The sequence below is a fragment of the Chryseobacterium lathyri genome (assembly GCF_003290185.1).
In the GTDB taxonomy this organism is placed as follows: Bacteria; Bacteroidota; Bacteroidia; order Flavobacteriales; family Weeksellaceae; genus Chryseobacterium; species Chryseobacterium lathyri.
Window position 1 is genome coordinate 15,613 of sequence record NZ_QNFY01000020.1, and the last position, 16,080, is coordinate 31,692.

Sequence of the window (16,080 nt, forward strand, 5' to 3'; positions counted from 1 at the left end):
GCTAGCTTTGTGCTGATGACGAGATTATTAGCATTCTTTTTTATTCTCATTGTGTCGTTTTTCTTTTCGCAGAAAAAGGATACTGCCGTTCTGATATCCGAGGTGAAAATTGATGCTTATAAGAAACCGGTTCTCTTTATGACTTCTACGAAATCTGTTGCCGTTGTTTCTGAAAATCTTCTGGAGCAGAATCCTCCGGAAAGACTTCTGGAAGCTGTCAATCAAATTGCGGGAGCCAGAATGGAAGAGCGCTCCCCAGCCAGCTACAGGATATCAATCCGTGGAAGCACCCTGAGATCTCCTTTTGGAGTAAGGAATATCAAAGTCTATCTGGACGATTTCATTTTATCTGATGCTTCCGGGAATACTTATTTTAATATCATATCCCCGAAGCTTATTAACAGGATGGAGATCTATAAGGGTCCGGAAAGTGGAGATTACGGTGCTGTAACCGGTGGAACGCTGCTTTTGCAAACCAGGAAATCAGATCATTTATCTGCCGGCATTTCTATAGGAAGTTACGGAACTTTTGAACAGAATTTTAATGTTGCCCGTCAGAAAGGAAAACATTTCTTTGAAATTTTTCAGGATTATTACCAGGCAGACTCTTACCGTGAGCAATCGGCTGTAAAGAGGCAGCAGATCTATCTTAAAGATCATTTTAAATATGCTCCCAGGGCCTCACTGAATGCTGCATTATTGCTTTCTGATCTGGATTATGAAACCCCGGGCGGACTTACCCTGCAACAAATGGAATCTGGCAGGAAACAGGCAAGGCCAGCTGCCGGCGGGCTTTTAAGCGCAAAGGAACAGAATGCAGGAATCCGTAATAAAATGGTTTTGGCAGGAATTTCACATGAGACTGCCATTAACCCAAATTTTTCACACTTTATTTTAGTACAGGGTTCCTATGTGGATTTTAAAAATCCTTTCATCACAAATTTTGAAAACAGATTTGAAAGGAATTTTGCCTTGAGGACCCATTTAAATTATGAAAAAAATTGGAACAATATATCCCTGGCGTTGAGGTTAGGGTTTGAGGGCGGAAATCAAAATATTCTGGTTAAAAATTACAGCAATAATAAAGGAATACCAGGTAATCCTCAGAATTTTGATCAGTTGAAAAATAATTCCGGTTTTTATTTTCTGTCACAAAAACTGAATTTTAATGAAAAGCTTTTTACCGATATTTCGATAAGCTTAAATTCAAATTCCTACGAATGGGAGAGGATGTATCCGGTTTCAAATATAGGTCGTGTGAAATTTAAAGAACAGTGGCTTCCGAACCTGGGAATTACTTATCTGTTGGGAAAAGGTTTTTCGATAAGAGGAAAAATAGGAAAAGGAAATTCAGCTCCTACAAGTGAAGAAATCCGGTCTTCCAACCAGGAGTTTAATTTTAATCTTGTTCCTGAATCCGGCTGGAACAAAGAGGTTGGTATAAGAAAGCAGTTTGGAAATATTATTTTTATTGAAGGAAGCTATTTTGATTTCAGGATGCAAGATGCCATTGTACGAAGACAAAATGAAAGCGGGCAGGAATATTTTGCCAATCAGGGGAGTATCACGCAGAAAGGGGTAGAAGTTCTTTTAGAGTCTAAAAGTTTTCATCTTAAAAATGAAATATTCAACAGCTTTAAGTTTCGGTTTTCCGGAAGCTTCTATGATTTTAAATTCAGAAATTACAAACAGCTGAATAATGATTTTTCAGGAAATAAGGTTACAGGAGTACCGGACACAACGGTAAACAGCTTATTCAACTTTGTTTTTTTTAAAAATCTTACTGTAGACTATTCTCATTATTATATTTCAAAAATACCTTTGAATGACGCCAATTCTGTCTGGTCAAAATCAAGTCTGGTAGGAAATATCCGGTTAGGATTTCCAATACGGATTGATAGGACGAAACTGAATCTACATCTACAGATTCAGAACCTTTACAATACAGATTATGTTGCTGGTTTTGATATCAATGCTTTTGGAAGCCGTTTCTATAATCCTGCTGCAAAAAGGAATTTTATCTTCGGAGCCCATGTTGAATTTTAGCAGACTGTAATCACATCAGAATTCGCAAAATTCAATTCAAAATCTATAAAAAGCACAATTAATATTACTTAGAAAGTATATTTCCAACAATCATCTGCGCATGAACGCGTGAGTTCTCAATAAACCAGAGGTGGGTATCTTTTCCTCCGCATACAACGCCGGCCAGATACAAATTCGGAACATTGGTCTCCATGGTTTCAGGATGATACAGCGGATTCAGACAGTCACCCTGCAATTCTATTCCTGAATTTCTTAAAAACTCAAAATCGGGAAGATATCCGGTCATCGCCAGGACAAAATCATTTTCAATCTCGCGGTTCTGTCCGTTTTCATCTTTAAAAATGACAGAATTCTCGGTAATTTCTACTATTTCTGAGTTAAAATGAGCCTTGATGCTTCCTTCTGTAATTCTGTTTTCAATGTCGGGTTTTACCCAATATTTTACACTTTTAGAAATTTCGGAATGACGGATGATCATAGTTACATCGGCTCCTTTCCGGTAAGTTTCCAATGCTGCATCCACAGCAGAATTACTTGATCCTATTACAACTACTTTCTGCTTTGCATATGGATAAGGCTCCGTATAATAATGCTTCACTTTCGGAAGACTTTCACCCGGAATATTCATCATATTCGGAATATCGTAGAATCCTGTGGAAATCACTACATTTTTGGCTCTATAAGCTGATTTTGAGGTTTCAATATCAAAGATATCTCCGGTTTTGGAAACCTTCAGGACTTTTTCATAGAGGTTAATATTGATTTCTTTTTGTCTTGCGATTCCCTGATAATACTCTAAGGCTTCCTGTCTGCCGGGTTTGGGAGCTGTGGAAATGAACGGAATACCATCGATCTCCAGTTTTTCTGCCGTGGAGAAGAAGCGCATATATAAAGGATAATGATATAAGGAATTGACAATAGTTCCTTTTTCTATGATCAGGTAAGTCAGATTATTTTTTTGGGCTTCAAGGGCACAATTGAGACCGATGGGCCCTCCTCCGATAATAAGGATGTCTAAAATTTCCATACAACAAATTTACTTAAAACCATGATATTAAGTGGAAAATTGACAACAGAACTTATCTATCGGGGATATTGTATTGGCATCAGTTTTGGTGTTTTTTATGAATTAAAAAATTGAAAAGATGAAAAACTTCATTATTCCAGTATTGGCATTAACCCTGTTAGTGGCTTGTAAGAAAAATCCTGAAAAACCTGTTCCGAATGTGATAGATTCTATGGCTCAGGCTAAGGAAAAAAATATTGAAACGGCAGCTCAGAAGAAAAAAACAGATGTGGCAGCTGTAAAGACTGCTAATGACGAAATCCTACAGGCTTTAAAAAGTAAAGATTATAAGACTTTCACATCATTTATTCATCCGGAAAAAGGAATCAGTTTTTCAATGTATGGATTTGTAGACCCGAAAGAGGATATGCATTTTTCCAAAGCTGATTTTGAAAAATACCTGCCGACAAAAACTTTATATACATGGGGAGCACAGGACGGTTCAGGAGATCCGTATAAAGCAACTATCAAGGATTATTTAGCGAAATGGGTTTTCTCCACGGACTTCACGGCATCACAATATTCATTCAATCAATTTCTTGCAGGAGGAAATTCACTTAATAATTTAAAGAAAATATATCCCGACCAGGACTTCACTGAAAACTATATAAAAGGTTCTGAAAAGAATGGCGGAATGGATTGGAAAACTATCCGCTTCGTTTTTGAAGAATTTCAGGGTAAGCAGTATCTGGTGGCCGTTGTCAACGATCAATGGACTATTTAACCTAACCTGTGCTTAAAGGCTTGAAGCTGGAAGAGAGAAGCCGGAAGTTACTAATCTTTGTAAATGAATGATGCTTCGAATCCGCTCAGCATGACCTCTCTAATAAATAACTATAAAGTTTAGAAAGTGTTATGCTGAGCGGATTCGAAGCATTTATGGCATTGTATAATGATCCTGAGAATTGACAGGTTTCTTTCCTATCAGAAAATTCCCAAATTTAAGGTAAAATTTCAGCCAGTTTTTTAGTGAGATTTCTCCTAGAAAATTGTTCAATATTCTGAGTGTTTTCAAGAAGATCTCCCTTTTTCCAGAGTTCATATTTCTCTATGATAAAATCTTTGACTGCTTTAGAATCTTCGTAACCGAAATGTTTTCCCGCACCTGTTTCCGCAAGTATTCTTGAAACATCTGCTTCATCCGGACCAAAAGAAATGATCTGCTTTCCGGTCGCCAGGTATTCAAAGATTTTTCCTGGAATAATTCCTTGAGAAGACTCATTCGGGAAATTGGTGATCAGTAACAGATTTGAATTGGCCATCTCTTCAACAGCTTTGTCATGAGAAATATACCCCAGATTCAGGATATGATTTTTCAGGCTCGAATTTTCTATAGATTGCAGGATCTTATCGTCAACTCTTCCTGCAAACTTCAAAATAAAATGGTCTGCAAACTCTTTATTTTCCTTGACTAACTCATCAAGGACCTTCCAGAGGTTCTCAGGATTTCTCAACTGCTCAAGAACTCCGATATAGCTTAAAGTAAAGGTTGTTTGTTTCTTTTCACCCACCACATTGATTGGAGCTGAATCGCTTTCATCAAATCCATTCGTGATACAAACAGCATTTGCTCCTGCTTTTCTGAAATTTTCAGCATCCGTATAGCTTGTTGCCAATGTTATATCTGCGTTTTTAAAGACGGCACTTTCAAGCTGACGGTGTTTTCTGTCGGAACTTTTGGTGAGTTTTAAATGTTTATAATAAGAAATTTCTGTCCATGGATCACGGAAATCGGCGATCCATTTTAGAGCAGGGAATTTCTTTTTCAATCCCAGGCCGATCATATGAAGAGAGTGGGGCGGTCCGGAAGTTACTACGACATCTATTTTCTTTTCTTTTAAATACTGTTCTAAAAATTTTATGGAAGGTTTTACCCAGAATACCCTGGCATCCGGAATGAAGAAATTTCCCCTTACCCAAATGGAAAGTCTGGATTTCCAGCTTTGGTTTTTACCAACATCAAATTGTCCGGCTTTGAACTTTTTATTGCTTTTATTCAGTTTTTCAGCCAGCTGATAAGGTTCCCATATTTTGGTTTTTACAATCTCCAGGTTTTGCGGAACATCTTTTAAAAGACTTTCATCGAGTAAGGGATAACTTGGGTTTTCGGGAGTGTAGATCACAGGATTCCAGCCAAATTCCGGCAGATATTTGGCAAACTTCAGCCATCTTTGAACACCAGGACCTCCCGCAGGAGGCCAGTAATAGGTGATGATCAGTATTTTTTTTTGTTCCATTAATTGAAGATTTGAATATAAGTCTTAATATTCTTAACCACTTAAAAGATTCTTAATATTTTAAAATTTAACCATTAAGGTTTGAGTTAAGAATTAAGAGTATTAAGTATAACTTCGTTTAGGCTTTTTCTTCAGTTAAAGTTAGCTTTTTCTTATTCTTATTCATCCAGAAGATCCCGAATGCACTCAGTGCGATAAACAATCCAAAGCATAAAAGCGACAGCCATTTACCTTTTTGTATCACTTCTGGTTCAAAGACCATTCTGATGTTGTGAGTTCCTGCAGGAACGTGTACAGCACGCAGAAGATAATCTGCTTTGATGTAAGGAACTTCTTTTTCATCTACAAACATTTTCCATCCATGAGGATAATAGATTTCAGAAAATACAGCCAGCTGAGGGGTTTTCGACTGAGATTTAAATTCCAGTTCATTCGGCTGATATTTCGTTAGATTGATAAATGCCGTAGAATCTGCCTGAACAGGTTTACTGCTGAAATAAGATTTGTCTGAGGATGCAATGACAGCCGTTTTCTTACTGTCGATCACGCCAATAGATTTGATTTCTTCGTCTGGTGTATTCACGAATTTCAGATCGCTTACAAACCATGCATTTCCGTTGGCCTTAGGATTCGGCATGGCCTGAGGCTTTTCCGGACCTCCCATTACCCAGTATTTTGCGTTCAGAAGATTAAGGATATTAGGTACTTTCACAGAGTCCATGATCTGGAAATACTCATTGATTACGTCGTCATATCTTCTCAGTTTCACAGCGTGGTATCCTCCGATTGAAGATTTGAAATAAGACGTATTGGTTTCGCTGAATGTCCCTAAGATATTATTGAAAACTCTGTAATGTGTTTTGTCTCTTTCCGCAATAGTTTCAAGCGTTTTATTAACGTTGACGTTCGCCAGAATAGATTCTAAGTTCGGATTTCCCTGAACTTTTTCAGCCAGCAGGTCTGAACTCTCTGTTTGAAATGGATTTTCAGCAAAAACCTTATCTACATAATTCTCATCATTCAGATAACGTTTGTTTACCGTCCAGAGATCAAATAAACTCACGGCTCCAATAATGATCAAAGCGATATTCTGGCTCAGTTTTTTCTTCATGGTCATGAAAAGAACTGTTGCCGTTATAGCGACATAGATCAATGCTTTTATGGCATCGATTCTGAATAATTTAAATCTCTCATCAGCAAGGTAATCCAATAGGAAAGGCGGGAAATATGTTTTTTCTCCATCCGTATAAAAACCAAGCAGTGATTTTCCGAAAAGAAGAAGGATCAATAAAATTCCTAAAGTTCCTCCGCTTACATATATAAGGATTTTCTTTTTGTATTCCTCTGTCAGTTTTTCGTCTGTAAAGAACCTGTAGATTCCGATAATAGCAATCAAAGGGAATAATAATTCCACAACCACCAATATGGAAGAGGGTGCTCTGAATTTGCTGTAAAAAGGAACATAGTCGATAAAGAAGTCGGACAAGGGCATAAAGTTGCTTCCCCAAGCCAACAAAACGGTCAGAATGGAAGCTCCAAGGATCCAGTAACGGTATTTTTTCCAGGCGAAGAAGAATCCTAATAAAGCAAGGAAACATACAACGGCGCCCTGATAGGCAGGACCTGAAGTTCCCGGCTGGTCTCCCCAATAGGTTACCCCGTTGAATCCTTTTGAAATTCGGTCCATTTCAGCCTGTGACCCTACATTTTCCTGGATAAGCTCCTGAACCCTGTTCATCATTTCTTTAGCTTCCGGTTCCTGGCTTCCGCCACCCATTAGCCTTGGAATGAAAAGATTCAGTGTTTCCAGCTTTCCGTAGCTCCACATCAGGATGCTGGTTTTATCCAGTCCTGATTGTCCTGAAGTATGGCTTTCATTCGTCAGAATCTGTTTTCCACGTACCGTTTCTTTGATGTACTCGGAATTGGCCATGATTCTTTGAGAGTTCATCCCGACACCAATTGCGCATGAAGCAGCAATGATTCCTGATGAGATCAAAAAATGCTTCATCGGAGTTTTTTTCTGGATGGCTCTTACCAGTTCGGACAGGAATAAAAATCCTAAGGCCAAAAACAGGTAATACGTCATCTGGGGGTGGTTAGCAGCAATCTGAAGTCCCATAAAAAGGGTCGTTGCAATGAATCCCCAGATGTACTGTTTCCTAATATAAACTAATATAATTCCGGCAAGGAGCGGTGCAAAATACTCGATGGTATTTACTTTACCGTTGTGTCCTGCTGCTATAATAATATAAAAATAGGTAGATAAGCCGAAGAAAGTGGCGCCCAGTAAAGCGTATTTCCAGTTTCTGACGGCTACCATTCCAAGGAAGAAGAACCCTGCAAAAAGCAGGAAAAGATAATTAACCGGTCTTGGCAGGAAGTTCAGGTTGCTGTCGATCTTTTTGATGATGTCGCCTTTGAACTGGCTCCCCATCTGATAGGTCGGCATCCCTCCAAACATGGAGTCGCTCCAGTAGGTTTCGTTTCCGGTATCGGCTCTGTAGTCCAGGAGCTCTTTCGCGCCTCCTCTGTACTGTACGATATCATGCTGAAAAAGCTGCTTTCCGGAAAAAACAGGGGTGGAGTATAAAAATGCTAAAACTATAAATACAACTAATGAAATTGCAATATAAATTAAGTTTTTATTTTTAGCCATACGGGTTATTATCTTTTATTTCTTGGAATTCTTACCTTTTGTCTTTAGTTTCTTTTACCTCTTCATAGTCAACTGTTTCTGCATCCCAGTTGAGGTTCTGTTTATTCTTATTCGAGTTGTGTAGATCCTGCTGTCTGTTATTATTTTTATTGTTATCAAATCTATAGCTGTAAAAGGTCTTGAAGAAAAGCCTTTTCAGGATATTCCAGACAAAGAAAATAATGATGGCAGAGAGAACTAACTCAAGAATGTACTTCATAATTTCTAATTTAAATTCAAGTTTATGGTTTAAAGCCTGAAGTTTAAAATTCAAGGGTATACAATAATCATGAAAGCAATTATTAATAATAAAAACCTCCTCTCAAACTCTAACACCCTTTCACTCTCAAACCCTCTGACCCTAAAACATCTTTAATTCAATTATTTTGCAGAAGGATTGACCATTACAGAAGATTTGGAAATACTTTTCATAGACTGTGACTGTTTTCCGTCTGAAATAGTCTCAACCTGTGTTGTTTTTACATCAATGTTCTGGTTGGTAATCCATCCTGTACTTTGGTCAAACTTAATGGTTCCGTTCTGGGAAAGCTCACTGCTAAGACTGTGTGTGATAGGTCCCTGCGTCTTCTTTTCTGTCTTTTTAGGAATTCCTCCTGTTACAGAAATTTCTGCCGCTCCGTTTCCTACACTTTTCAGTACATAGTTTGAAGTTACTTTAACGCTTCCGCTTGGATCTGCGTTTTCAGAAGTAGTCCATTTTTCACCGATTTTCACTCCTTTTTTAGGAATAATCGTTAAGTTTTTATTCAGCTGGTCTTTCAAGACTTTTTCATTGAAAGTTTCTTTAAGACTGGCTACAACGCTTGCTTTCTGATTGGCATCTTTGATCAGGGTTCCTACAGCAGCGGCAACTTTGGTATAAACAGCATCAAAACCTGTGATAGAAACTACATTTCCTTTAGTATCCATCTTCATGTTAAGCTTATTCCCGGTCAAGGCTTTGTTGATATTCCAGATCATTTTCAGGTCATCTTCTTTCGGGATAGCCAGTTTGGTGTCTACGATTACTGTTTTACCCTGTGCACTCTGCGAATTTCTTTTTGCTACAAGATTAAGGGTCATATCATACACATTCCCTTTGATATCATTAACGGTGAAGCTCATTTCATCCGTAGATTCGCTGGTTGCTGTAATCGTTTTTCCCTGAGGATCTTCCATTGTTTTCACATCTCTCTGGTAGGTGGTAAGAGGATAGGTTTTTCCTTTTTCCAGTTTAAATGTCTGAGTGAAAACTCCCGCAGAATCTTTAATGGCAGGATTTTCCGCCACTTTAGCTACGGAATCGGCAGGAACCTCTACCGTAACTGTTTTTCCTGTTTTAGGATCTACTTTAGTGATGGTTGCTGTTTCTTTTTTACAAGATACAAGAGCTATAGATGAGATAAGCATTAATGCTGCTACGTTTTTCATTTAATTTTTTTTAAGTTTAAATTTTACTGATATTTCCGTTCTGTGCATCAATAACGATACCACAAAACATTACGATAAAATACTTATTCGTTACCGATTAAAGATTTGGAGCTGCTACGATTTTCTGTCTTACCGCTTCATACAAAATGGCTCCACATGCTACAGAAACATTCAGAGACTGTGTTTTTCCTTCGATAGGAAGTTTTATTTTTTCGTCTGAATGATGCATAACCTCCTTAGAGATTCCGGTTTCCTCATTCCCCATTACAATAGCGCAAGGTTCTGTGAAATTCACATCATAGATAAGTTTCTGAGCTTTCTCGGTAGCGGCAAATACGGAAATACCGCTCTGCTGAAGGAAATCTACGGCATGCGCAAGATTCGGTTCCTTACAGATCTTGATATTGTAAAGTGCTCCCGCAGACGTTTTAATGGCATCTGAATTGATAGGTGCTCCTCCTTTTTCAGGAATAATAATGGCATCTATCCCTACACATTCTGCTGTTCTGCAGATCGCTCCGAAGTTTCTCACATCTGTAAGTCTGTCAAGGATTAAAAGGAAAGGTGTTTTTCCTTCCTCGAACAGTTGTGGAACAATATCTTCCACTCTGTGAAACGGAACATCTGAAATAAAAGCAACCACCCCCTGGTGGTTTTTTCTTGTAAAACGGTTCAGCTTTTCAATTGGAACATAGTTGGGACGAATTTTATTTTTGGCTAAAATCGTTTTCAGCTCAGCATAAATAGGACCTTGAAGTGCATTCTGCACAAAGATCTTGTCAATCGTTTTTCCCGCTTCAATAGCTTCAATTACGGGACGCAGCCCGAAAATAAAATCGTCTTTCATTAAGTTGTCTAAATTTGTATGTTCTAGGTTCAAAGTTTATGGTTTAAAGTTCAATGATTACATCTGAAGTTTAGGGTTTATACTTTGTTCCTTTTAAATCTGTTATTTTTAAATATTTTATAAAAGAGCTAATCTTTTTACTTAATATTTCTGTTCGTTCAAGTAGAGCCTCAAAAAGTTCCTGAGTTATGAAATTTCTATCAAAAACCCGGTACAGCTGTGATCTTGTTTCTCCACATGAAGCTTTTGCAATAGAAAGAAACTGAATAAATTCTTTATTGCCATTTCTCTCAAAGCCTTCGGCAATATTATCCATAATGGAACCAGAAGAGCTGTCAATTTGAGCACAAAGTTTAAAATTATTTTTAAGATCAGTGGATTTAATAATATTATAAACTTCTTTACAAAGTTCTCGGGACAGTTGCCAGATTTCTAAATCCTCAAACCTTCTGATTGTTCCCATAGCATTAAACTTTAAATCTTAAACTTTGAATTTTAAACTATCTTCCGTTCTCTCCAAGTATTGCTCTTTTTTGTGCCATGATATAGCCATAATGTAGGCTTTCATGCATATTGTTGAAGATAATGGCATCCTGGATGCTTTTCAGATCCATTCCAAAACTGGTTGTGTAAGGTGTATAGTCTGAAAAAAAGTCGCTGTCATAATCTTTCATTAAAATCTTTGAAGTTTCAGTGAGTAAAAACTCAAGGTCTTCCACTTCAGATTTTTGTACATTCAGGTTAGGAAGAGTTCCTTTTTTGTAGGTTTCGATCCAATATTTATCTATTCTGAAAGGATTTCCGCTAAGATAATAATGCAGGAGCTGCTGGGTAGCAACCGTATGCGCAATATTCCAGTACATATTGTTATTGAAACCGTCAGGAATCAGCAGAAGATCTTCATGGGAATTGTTCTGCAGAATACTTAAAAGGTTCTTTCTCACTTGTCTGTGTGCTTGAAAATGATAATTCATTTTGCAAAAATTTTTAATCACCAAAAATAGTTTAATAAACTGGAAGTGACAATTTTTTGGATAAGGGATTGAATTAAATGTTCTTAAATGCTGAAAAAAGATGTTAATTGCTGTGTTCTTTTTGTCGATCGTAAAAAAACTCCTCTGAAAAGTATTCAAAAGAGCTTTTTACTTTTTTCAAATTCAAACAATCTGAGTATGGTGTTAATATGATAGTAATTCCGGAAATGTCACGCCGAATTAGAATTTTTTTATTTTTTGATGATTTTATGTTTGAATGTTATTCCATCCTTCATAACAATATTCAGAAAATAGACTCCTGCAGTATACGTTGAAATGTCTATTCTGTTTTCCCCGCGAGTTTCAGCTAATTTTTTCCCGTCAATACTGAAAAGGCTTATCGAAGCTACATCTGTTTTGGATCTTATATTGACGAAATCAGCCGTAGGATTAGGGTATATGCTGACATCTACGGTCTTAATGTCCTTTACGTCCAAAGCGGCACTGCTTTTCCCCTGCATGTAGACGGATAAATAGACATCTCCCTGCTGTTGATTAAAAACAGCAGTTGGAATTGTATGTTTAAGGGTGTGATTTCCAGCGGTTATAGTGGGCATTGTAAAGCCTCTGACAGGAACTGAGTTACCCGGACACCAGTTATTCCATGAAGTCCATTCTGTAAGTGATTTTGGGACTGTTCCATAAATTCCATTGCCTTGTGTATTGTACACCCTGAACGGTTCGCAGGAAATTCCTCCGGGAGTATAGGTAAGCATTTGTACATCATCTATATAGGTGTAATTCTGCCTTCTAACATATTCTTCACCACCACTGTTGGCACCGTGAGGAGTGGATATCACATAGAAGCGGGCATTGGTGACTGCATTAGGAAGATTGAAACTGACGATTCTAACGGTTTCACCAGGAACATCGGTGCTGTTATAATTATTTAATCTGCTATAAGTTAATACAGGAACTAGAGCGTTGTAGTCTGTGGGTGTGGCTCCTGCATCTGTCGAAAAGAAGGTAAGCGTTCCTGAAAAGACATCGATCCTGCCGGCACATCCTGCAACCTGTGTTTGAGCTGCATAAGGAACACCAAAAACGTCCAGTTCCATATACATATCATAAGAAGCACGTAATGTGGTATCATGAAATATGCTGTATAAATTACTTAAGTCATATGTATAAGGAACCTCAGTAGGGCTTCGGTTTTTGCTCATAAATGGGGTAATGTACCTGCCAACCTCAATTCTTTTCACATTCGCATCGTTAATAGTGTAAGTAGGCTGGTTTTTAGGTATCATGGCTAAATATACGCTTCCCAGACGGTCATAATTATCACACAAAGCACCTATAGTCACTCTCATGGCAATTTTTGCCTTAAAGGAGTTCAGTTCAGCATCTGTAAGTTTTCTGGCGTATCTGGTATTTGATAATCTGATGAGGCCGGCAGGTACCGGATCGGATACTGTGGCTGCGTAACCGTCATAATACACTGCATCTGAAATCAAATTCATTCTGCTTGTTGTTTGCGATTGAAAAAGCCCTGCAAAAAGAATACTTGTAAAAAATAGCTTTTGATACATATTGTTGGTGTTTACCACAAATATATTAAATATTCGTTTAAAATATTATTATATTGTATTTATAATTCATGTTTTGTTGAAAAATTGAAATTTTATAATTAAATTAGCGCAATGTTCAATATTAATTAATCAATAATGAAAAAAATTTTACTTTTATCTTTGTTATCGATAGCTTTAATGCTTAATGCCCAAATCAATTTAAACATTGGAAGCTCAAATGTCGGAACGGCCCCTATAAGTAGTTTTTTTTCATATTCATATGTTCAGCAGATCTATCCCAAACAGGAATTAAATGCAGCTGCAGCGGGAAATATTACGGGTCTTACCTTTTATGTAGACCCTTTGGCCAGCATTAATGATTCTTCGGATTGGACGGTTTATGTCGGGCATACCACTAAAACATCCTTTATATCCGGAACAGACTGGATTCCAGCTTCACAGCTGACTCAGGTATTTGCAGGTACCGTAACCAAAACTAATAATAAGGTTGAAGTTACTTTTACAACACCATTTGCCTATAATAACAGTGATAATTTAGTGATCGCTGCAAAGGAAAATTCTCAAAGTATTGATATTAATAATTTTGATGAAGCCTTTCGTGTTTATCCGCATATCCAGAATTCAACTCTTTATTATAAAGGAGACCGTATGATCGTTGACCCTGCGACTCCACCCGGAGGAATAAGAGCGGATTATAAAGCTGCAGTGACAATTTCAGGATTAACACCTGGCTCTACACCGGCATGTCCTTTTGTTAATTATCCGATCAATAATGCCCAATTTGTTTCTTTAACTCCAAATTTTAAATGGCTTCCTGTTTCCGGAGCCGATTCTTATAAAATTTCATTAGGAACAAGTGCGGGAGGTACAGATGTTATTAATCAGCAGGTAGTAACTGCTACAGATTTTTCTCCTTCAGCTCCTCTTAATCCGAATACTACTTATTATCTGAAGGTCACTTCCGTTACTGGGAATCTTACATCTTCCGGCTGTGCGGATGTTATTTTTACTACAGTTCCTCCCGTACCTGTTAATGATACGTGTTCCGGAGCTTTGGCAGCAGCTGCTTTTCCTTACACCTATACTCAGAGTGATGCTGTATCTGCCACTAACAATGGCGGATTTATAACCACGTGTCCTGATGCAATGAACGACGGGACCTGGTTCAGATTTACCGGGGATGGTGGTCAGTTTACTGTTAAAATAACCATGCCTGCAGGCAGTGCTTATGATCCTCAGATGGATATCTACAGCGGTGCATGTGGAAATCTGGCCTGTGTAAATGCAGTAGACAACGGCGGAGGCGGAGCTGCAGAAACCTATACATTTACAACAACCGCAGGAACCGAATATTTTATCAATGTCGGAGCCTATGAAGAAACGGTTGATATGCCGGAAAATGTTTTTACCATTAGCATTACTAAACTTTAGTCTGCAAACACTTATTGCAATGCTTTCAATGATAACCTGAGTTGTCATTGGAATAAATATGTTTCAGAGAAGCAAACTGTTTTAAAAAGAAACAGCACCACAAATTCCTGTCTGTTATTTGGATACGTTATTAATAAAGGAATATTTAACAAACTTTAACTCTAATATGGCATTCATTATGTTGATTAATGCCAGTATTTATCAGAAATTTACCACCTATTTTTAATTAAAGCTATGTCAGATACATATCAAGCTGAAGATATCCGCCAGTTGACGGAAAAAGTAAAAGAAAAGAATTACTTATTTTCCCTTCTCAGACAGGAAATCAATAAAGTGATTATTGGCCAGGAATATATGATAGACCGCCTTTTGGTAGGTCTTCTAGGTAATGGGCATGTCCTTTTGGAAGGAGTGCCGGGACTGGCAAAAACTTTAGCGATTAAAACCCTGGCAGAAGCTGTTCACGGTGAATTTTCCAGGATACAGTTTACACCCGATCTGCTTCCGGCAGATGTGGTGGGAACGATGATCTTCAATATCAAAGACAACGATTTTTCAATAAAAAAAGGTCCTGTTTTTGCCAACTTTGTACTGGCGGATGAGATCAACCGTGCGCCGGCAAAAGTACAGTCGGCATTGCTGGAAGTAATGCAGGAAAAACAGGTAACGATTGGTGATGAAACCATGAAACTTCCGAAACCGTTTCTTGTGCTGGCCACCCAAAACCCGATCGATCAGGAAGGAACTTATCTTTTACCTGAAGCACAGAGCGACCGCTTTATGCTGAAGTGTAAAATAGATTACCCGAACTTTGAAGACGAAAGAACAGTTATGAGAATGGTTTCTACCTCTCATCAGCCTGTTATTAAACCTGTAATATCACTGCAGGATATTGTAGATGCCAAAGAACTGATCAACCAGATCTATCTGGATGAAAAGATCGAAAAATATATTCTGGATATGGTTTTTGCAACACGTTATCCGGAAAATTACGGACTTTCTGAGCTTAAAAACTATATCGGGTTCGGAGCTTCTCCGAGAGCATCCATCAACCTTGCCATTGCATCCAGAACCTATGCATTCCTAAAGGGAAGAGCTTTTGTTATTCCTGAAGATGTAAAAGCGTTGGCTCAGGATGTACTAAGACATAGAATTGGTCTTACCTTTGAAGCGGAAGCAGAAGAAATTTCATCAGAAGAGATTGTCAACAGGATTTTAGCAAAAATACAGGCACCATAATGAGTGAAGTGATTATCAGGAAAGCTGTCCGGGAAGATTGCGCTCCCATGCTGGAGCTGATCCAGGAACTTGCAGAATATGAAAAGGCACTTCATGAGGTGACTATAACACTGGATGAATTTACAGAGGACGGCTTCGGAAAATCTCCGGTTTGGGGAGCTTTCGTTGCTGAGCTGAACAATGAAATTGTAGGAATTTCCCTATATTATGACCGGTTTTCAACCTGGAAAGGAAGAAGGCTGTATCTTGAAGATCTGGTAGTGACCGAAAAAATGAGAGGAAAACAGATCGGAAAACTTTTGTTTGATGCCACTTTGGAATATGGAAAAGCAAACCAATACAGCGGAATGGTTTTCCAGGTATTGAACTGGAATGAACCCGCTATTAATTTTTATAAGAAATACAGCCCAAAATTTGATAATGAATGGCTGAATGTTTCGATTGAATTGAAGGATTAAAGTTAGAAAGTAAGGAAGATGGGAGATGGAAGTGTGTCGCACAAGCCCCCTGCAATCCTAAATC

14 protein-coding genes are annotated in these 16,080 nt (G+C 38.0%); 5 read left to right on the top strand and 9 right to left on the bottom strand.

All coding sequences use genetic code 11. From position 1 onward, the window contains the following. Positions 1-15: 15 nt before the first annotated feature. Entirely contained in the window at positions 16-2,046 is a 2,031-nt protein-coding gene (locus DRF61_RS20820; RefSeq protein ID WP_111960698.1) for a TonB-dependent receptor, read from the top strand. Positions 2,047-2,110: 64 nt separating this feature from the next. On the opposite strand, the gene DRF61_RS20825 is transcribed toward DRF61_RS20820, so the two are convergent. Beyond that, a complete protein-coding gene (locus DRF61_RS20825) occupies positions 2,111-3,073 on the bottom strand; it encodes a YpdA family putative bacillithiol disulfide reductase (RefSeq protein WP_111960700.1) in 963 nt (320 codons plus the stop codon). Between the two features lie 118 nt (positions 3,074-3,191). Between DRF61_RS20825 and DRF61_RS20830 the strand changes: the two genes are divergently transcribed. After that, complete coding sequence (locus tag DRF61_RS20830; RefSeq protein WP_111960702.1) at positions 3,192-3,836, top strand: hypothetical protein; 645 nt, start codon at positions 3,192-3,194, stop codon at positions 3,834-3,836. A 217-nt stretch (positions 3,837-4,053) separates the two neighbouring features. Here DRF61_RS20830 and DRF61_RS20835 read toward each other — a convergent pair whose 3' ends face one another. The 8 genes from DRF61_RS20835 to DRF61_RS20870 form a co-directional block, all read right to left on the bottom strand. After that, complete coding sequence (locus DRF61_RS20835; protein ID WP_111960704.1) at positions 4,054-5,349, bottom strand: glycosyltransferase family 4 protein; 1,296 nt, start codon at positions 5,347-5,349, stop codon at positions 4,054-4,056. A gap of 118 nt (positions 5,350-5,467) precedes the next feature. After that, a complete protein-coding gene (locus tag DRF61_RS20840) occupies positions 5,468-8,008 on the bottom strand; it encodes a YfhO family protein (protein ID WP_111960706.1) in 2,541 nt (846 codons plus the stop codon). Between the two features lie 31 nt (positions 8,009-8,039). Then, positions 8,040-8,267, bottom strand: a complete 228-nt coding sequence (locus DRF61_RS20845) for a hypothetical protein (RefSeq protein WP_111960786.1) — start codon at positions 8,265-8,267, stop codon at positions 8,040-8,042. A 161-nt stretch (positions 8,268-8,428) separates the two neighbouring features. After that, complete coding sequence (locus tag DRF61_RS20850) at positions 8,429-9,478, bottom strand: DUF6263 family protein (RefSeq protein ID WP_111960708.1); 1,050 nt, start codon at positions 9,476-9,478, stop codon at positions 8,429-8,431. A 97-nt stretch (positions 9,479-9,575) separates the two neighbouring features. After that, positions 9,576-10,325, bottom strand: a complete 750-nt coding sequence (gene rlmB, locus DRF61_RS20855) for a 23S rRNA (guanosine(2251)-2'-O)-methyltransferase RlmB (protein WP_111960710.1) — start codon at positions 10,323-10,325, stop codon at positions 9,576-9,578. Positions 10,326-10,395: 70 nt separating this feature from the next. Continuing rightward, positions 10,396-10,788 (bottom strand): four helix bundle protein, encoded by a 393-nt coding sequence (locus DRF61_RS20860; RefSeq protein WP_111960712.1) that lies wholly within the window; start codon positions 10,786-10,788, stop codon positions 10,396-10,398. A 37-nt stretch (positions 10,789-10,825) separates the two neighbouring features. After that, positions 10,826-11,299: a DinB family protein gene (locus tag DRF61_RS20865; RefSeq protein WP_111960714.1), complete on the bottom strand. Its 474-nt coding sequence runs from the start codon at positions 11,297-11,299 to the stop codon at positions 10,826-10,828. A 251-nt stretch (positions 11,300-11,550) separates the two neighbouring features. Beyond that, positions 11,551-12,819 carry a peptide-N-glycosidase F-related protein gene (locus DRF61_RS20870; RefSeq protein ID WP_167409454.1) on the bottom strand — a complete coding sequence of 423 codons (1,269 nt, stop codon included), beginning with the start codon at positions 12,817-12,819 and terminating at the stop codon, positions 11,551-11,553. Positions 12,820-13,023: 204 nt separating this feature from the next. Here DRF61_RS20870 and DRF61_RS20875 point away from each other — a divergent pair, with 204 nt between their 5' ends. From DRF61_RS20875 to DRF61_RS20885, 3 genes are all read left to right on the top strand, one after another. Continuing rightward, positions 13,024-14,319 (top strand): hypothetical protein, encoded by a 1,296-nt coding sequence (locus DRF61_RS20875; protein ID WP_146897203.1) that lies wholly within the window; start codon positions 13,024-13,026, stop codon positions 14,317-14,319. Positions 14,320-14,553: 234 nt separating this feature from the next. Continuing rightward, on the top strand, positions 14,554-15,558 hold the full coding sequence (locus tag DRF61_RS20880) for an AAA family ATPase (RefSeq protein WP_111960720.1): 1,005 nt from the start codon (positions 14,554-14,556) through the stop codon (positions 15,556-15,558). Next, complete coding sequence (locus DRF61_RS20885; protein ID WP_111960722.1) at positions 15,558-16,016, top strand: GNAT family N-acetyltransferase; 459 nt, start codon at positions 15,558-15,560, stop codon at positions 16,014-16,016. The genes DRF61_RS20880 and DRF61_RS20885 overlap by 1 nt, the downstream gene beginning before the upstream one ends. The last annotated feature ends 64 nt before the right edge of the window (positions 16,017-16,080 follow it).

Bases quoted from the DNA above. Each gene is read 5' to 3' on its own strand.
- DRF61_RS20825 (WP_111960700.1), bottom strand. From the start codon at position 3,073: ATGGAAATTTTAGACATCCTTATTATCGGAGGAGGGCCCATCGGTCTC.
- DRF61_RS20885 (WP_111960722.1), top strand. From the start codon at position 15,558: ATGAGTGAAGTGATTATCAGGAAAGCTGTCCGGGAAGATTGCGCTCCC.
- DRF61_RS20875 (WP_146897203.1), top strand. From the start codon at position 13,024: ATGAAAAAAATTTTACTTTTATCTTTGTTATCGATAGCTTTAATGCTT.
- DRF61_RS20820 (WP_111960698.1), top strand. From the start codon at position 16: ATGACGAGATTATTAGCATTCTTTTTTATTCTCATTGTGTCGTTTTTC.
- rlmB (WP_111960710.1), bottom strand. From the start codon at position 10,325: ATGAAAGACGATTTTATTTTCGGGCTGCGTCCCGTAATTGAAGCTATT.
- DRF61_RS20850 (WP_111960708.1), bottom strand. From the start codon at position 9,478: ATGAAAAACGTAGCAGCATTAATGCTTATCTCATCTATAGCTCTTGTA.
- DRF61_RS20880 (WP_111960720.1), top strand. From the start codon at position 14,554: ATGTCAGATACATATCAAGCTGAAGATATCCGCCAGTTGACGGAAAAA.
- DRF61_RS20860 (WP_111960712.1), bottom strand. From the start codon at position 10,788: ATGGGAACAATCAGAAGGTTTGAGGATTTAGAAATCTGGCAACTGTCC.
- DRF61_RS20865 (WP_111960714.1), bottom strand. From the start codon at position 11,299: ATGAATTATCATTTTCAAGCACACAGACAAGTGAGAAAGAACCTTTTA.
- DRF61_RS20835 (WP_111960704.1), bottom strand. From the start codon at position 5,349: ATGGAACAAAAAAAAATACTGATCATCACCTATTACTGGCCTCCTGCG.
- DRF61_RS20830 (WP_111960702.1), top strand. From the start codon at position 3,192: ATGAAAAACTTCATTATTCCAGTATTGGCATTAACCCTGTTAGTGGCT.
- DRF61_RS20840 (WP_111960706.1), bottom strand. From the start codon at position 8,008: ATGGCTAAAAATAAAAACTTAATTTATATTGCAATTTCATTAGTTGTA.
- DRF61_RS20870 (WP_167409454.1), bottom strand. From the start codon at position 12,819: ATGAATTTGATTTCAGATGCAGTGTATTATGACGGTTACGCAGCCACA.
- DRF61_RS20845 (WP_111960786.1), bottom strand. From the start codon at position 8,267: ATGAAGTACATTCTTGAGTTAGTTCTCTCTGCCATCATTATTTTCTTT.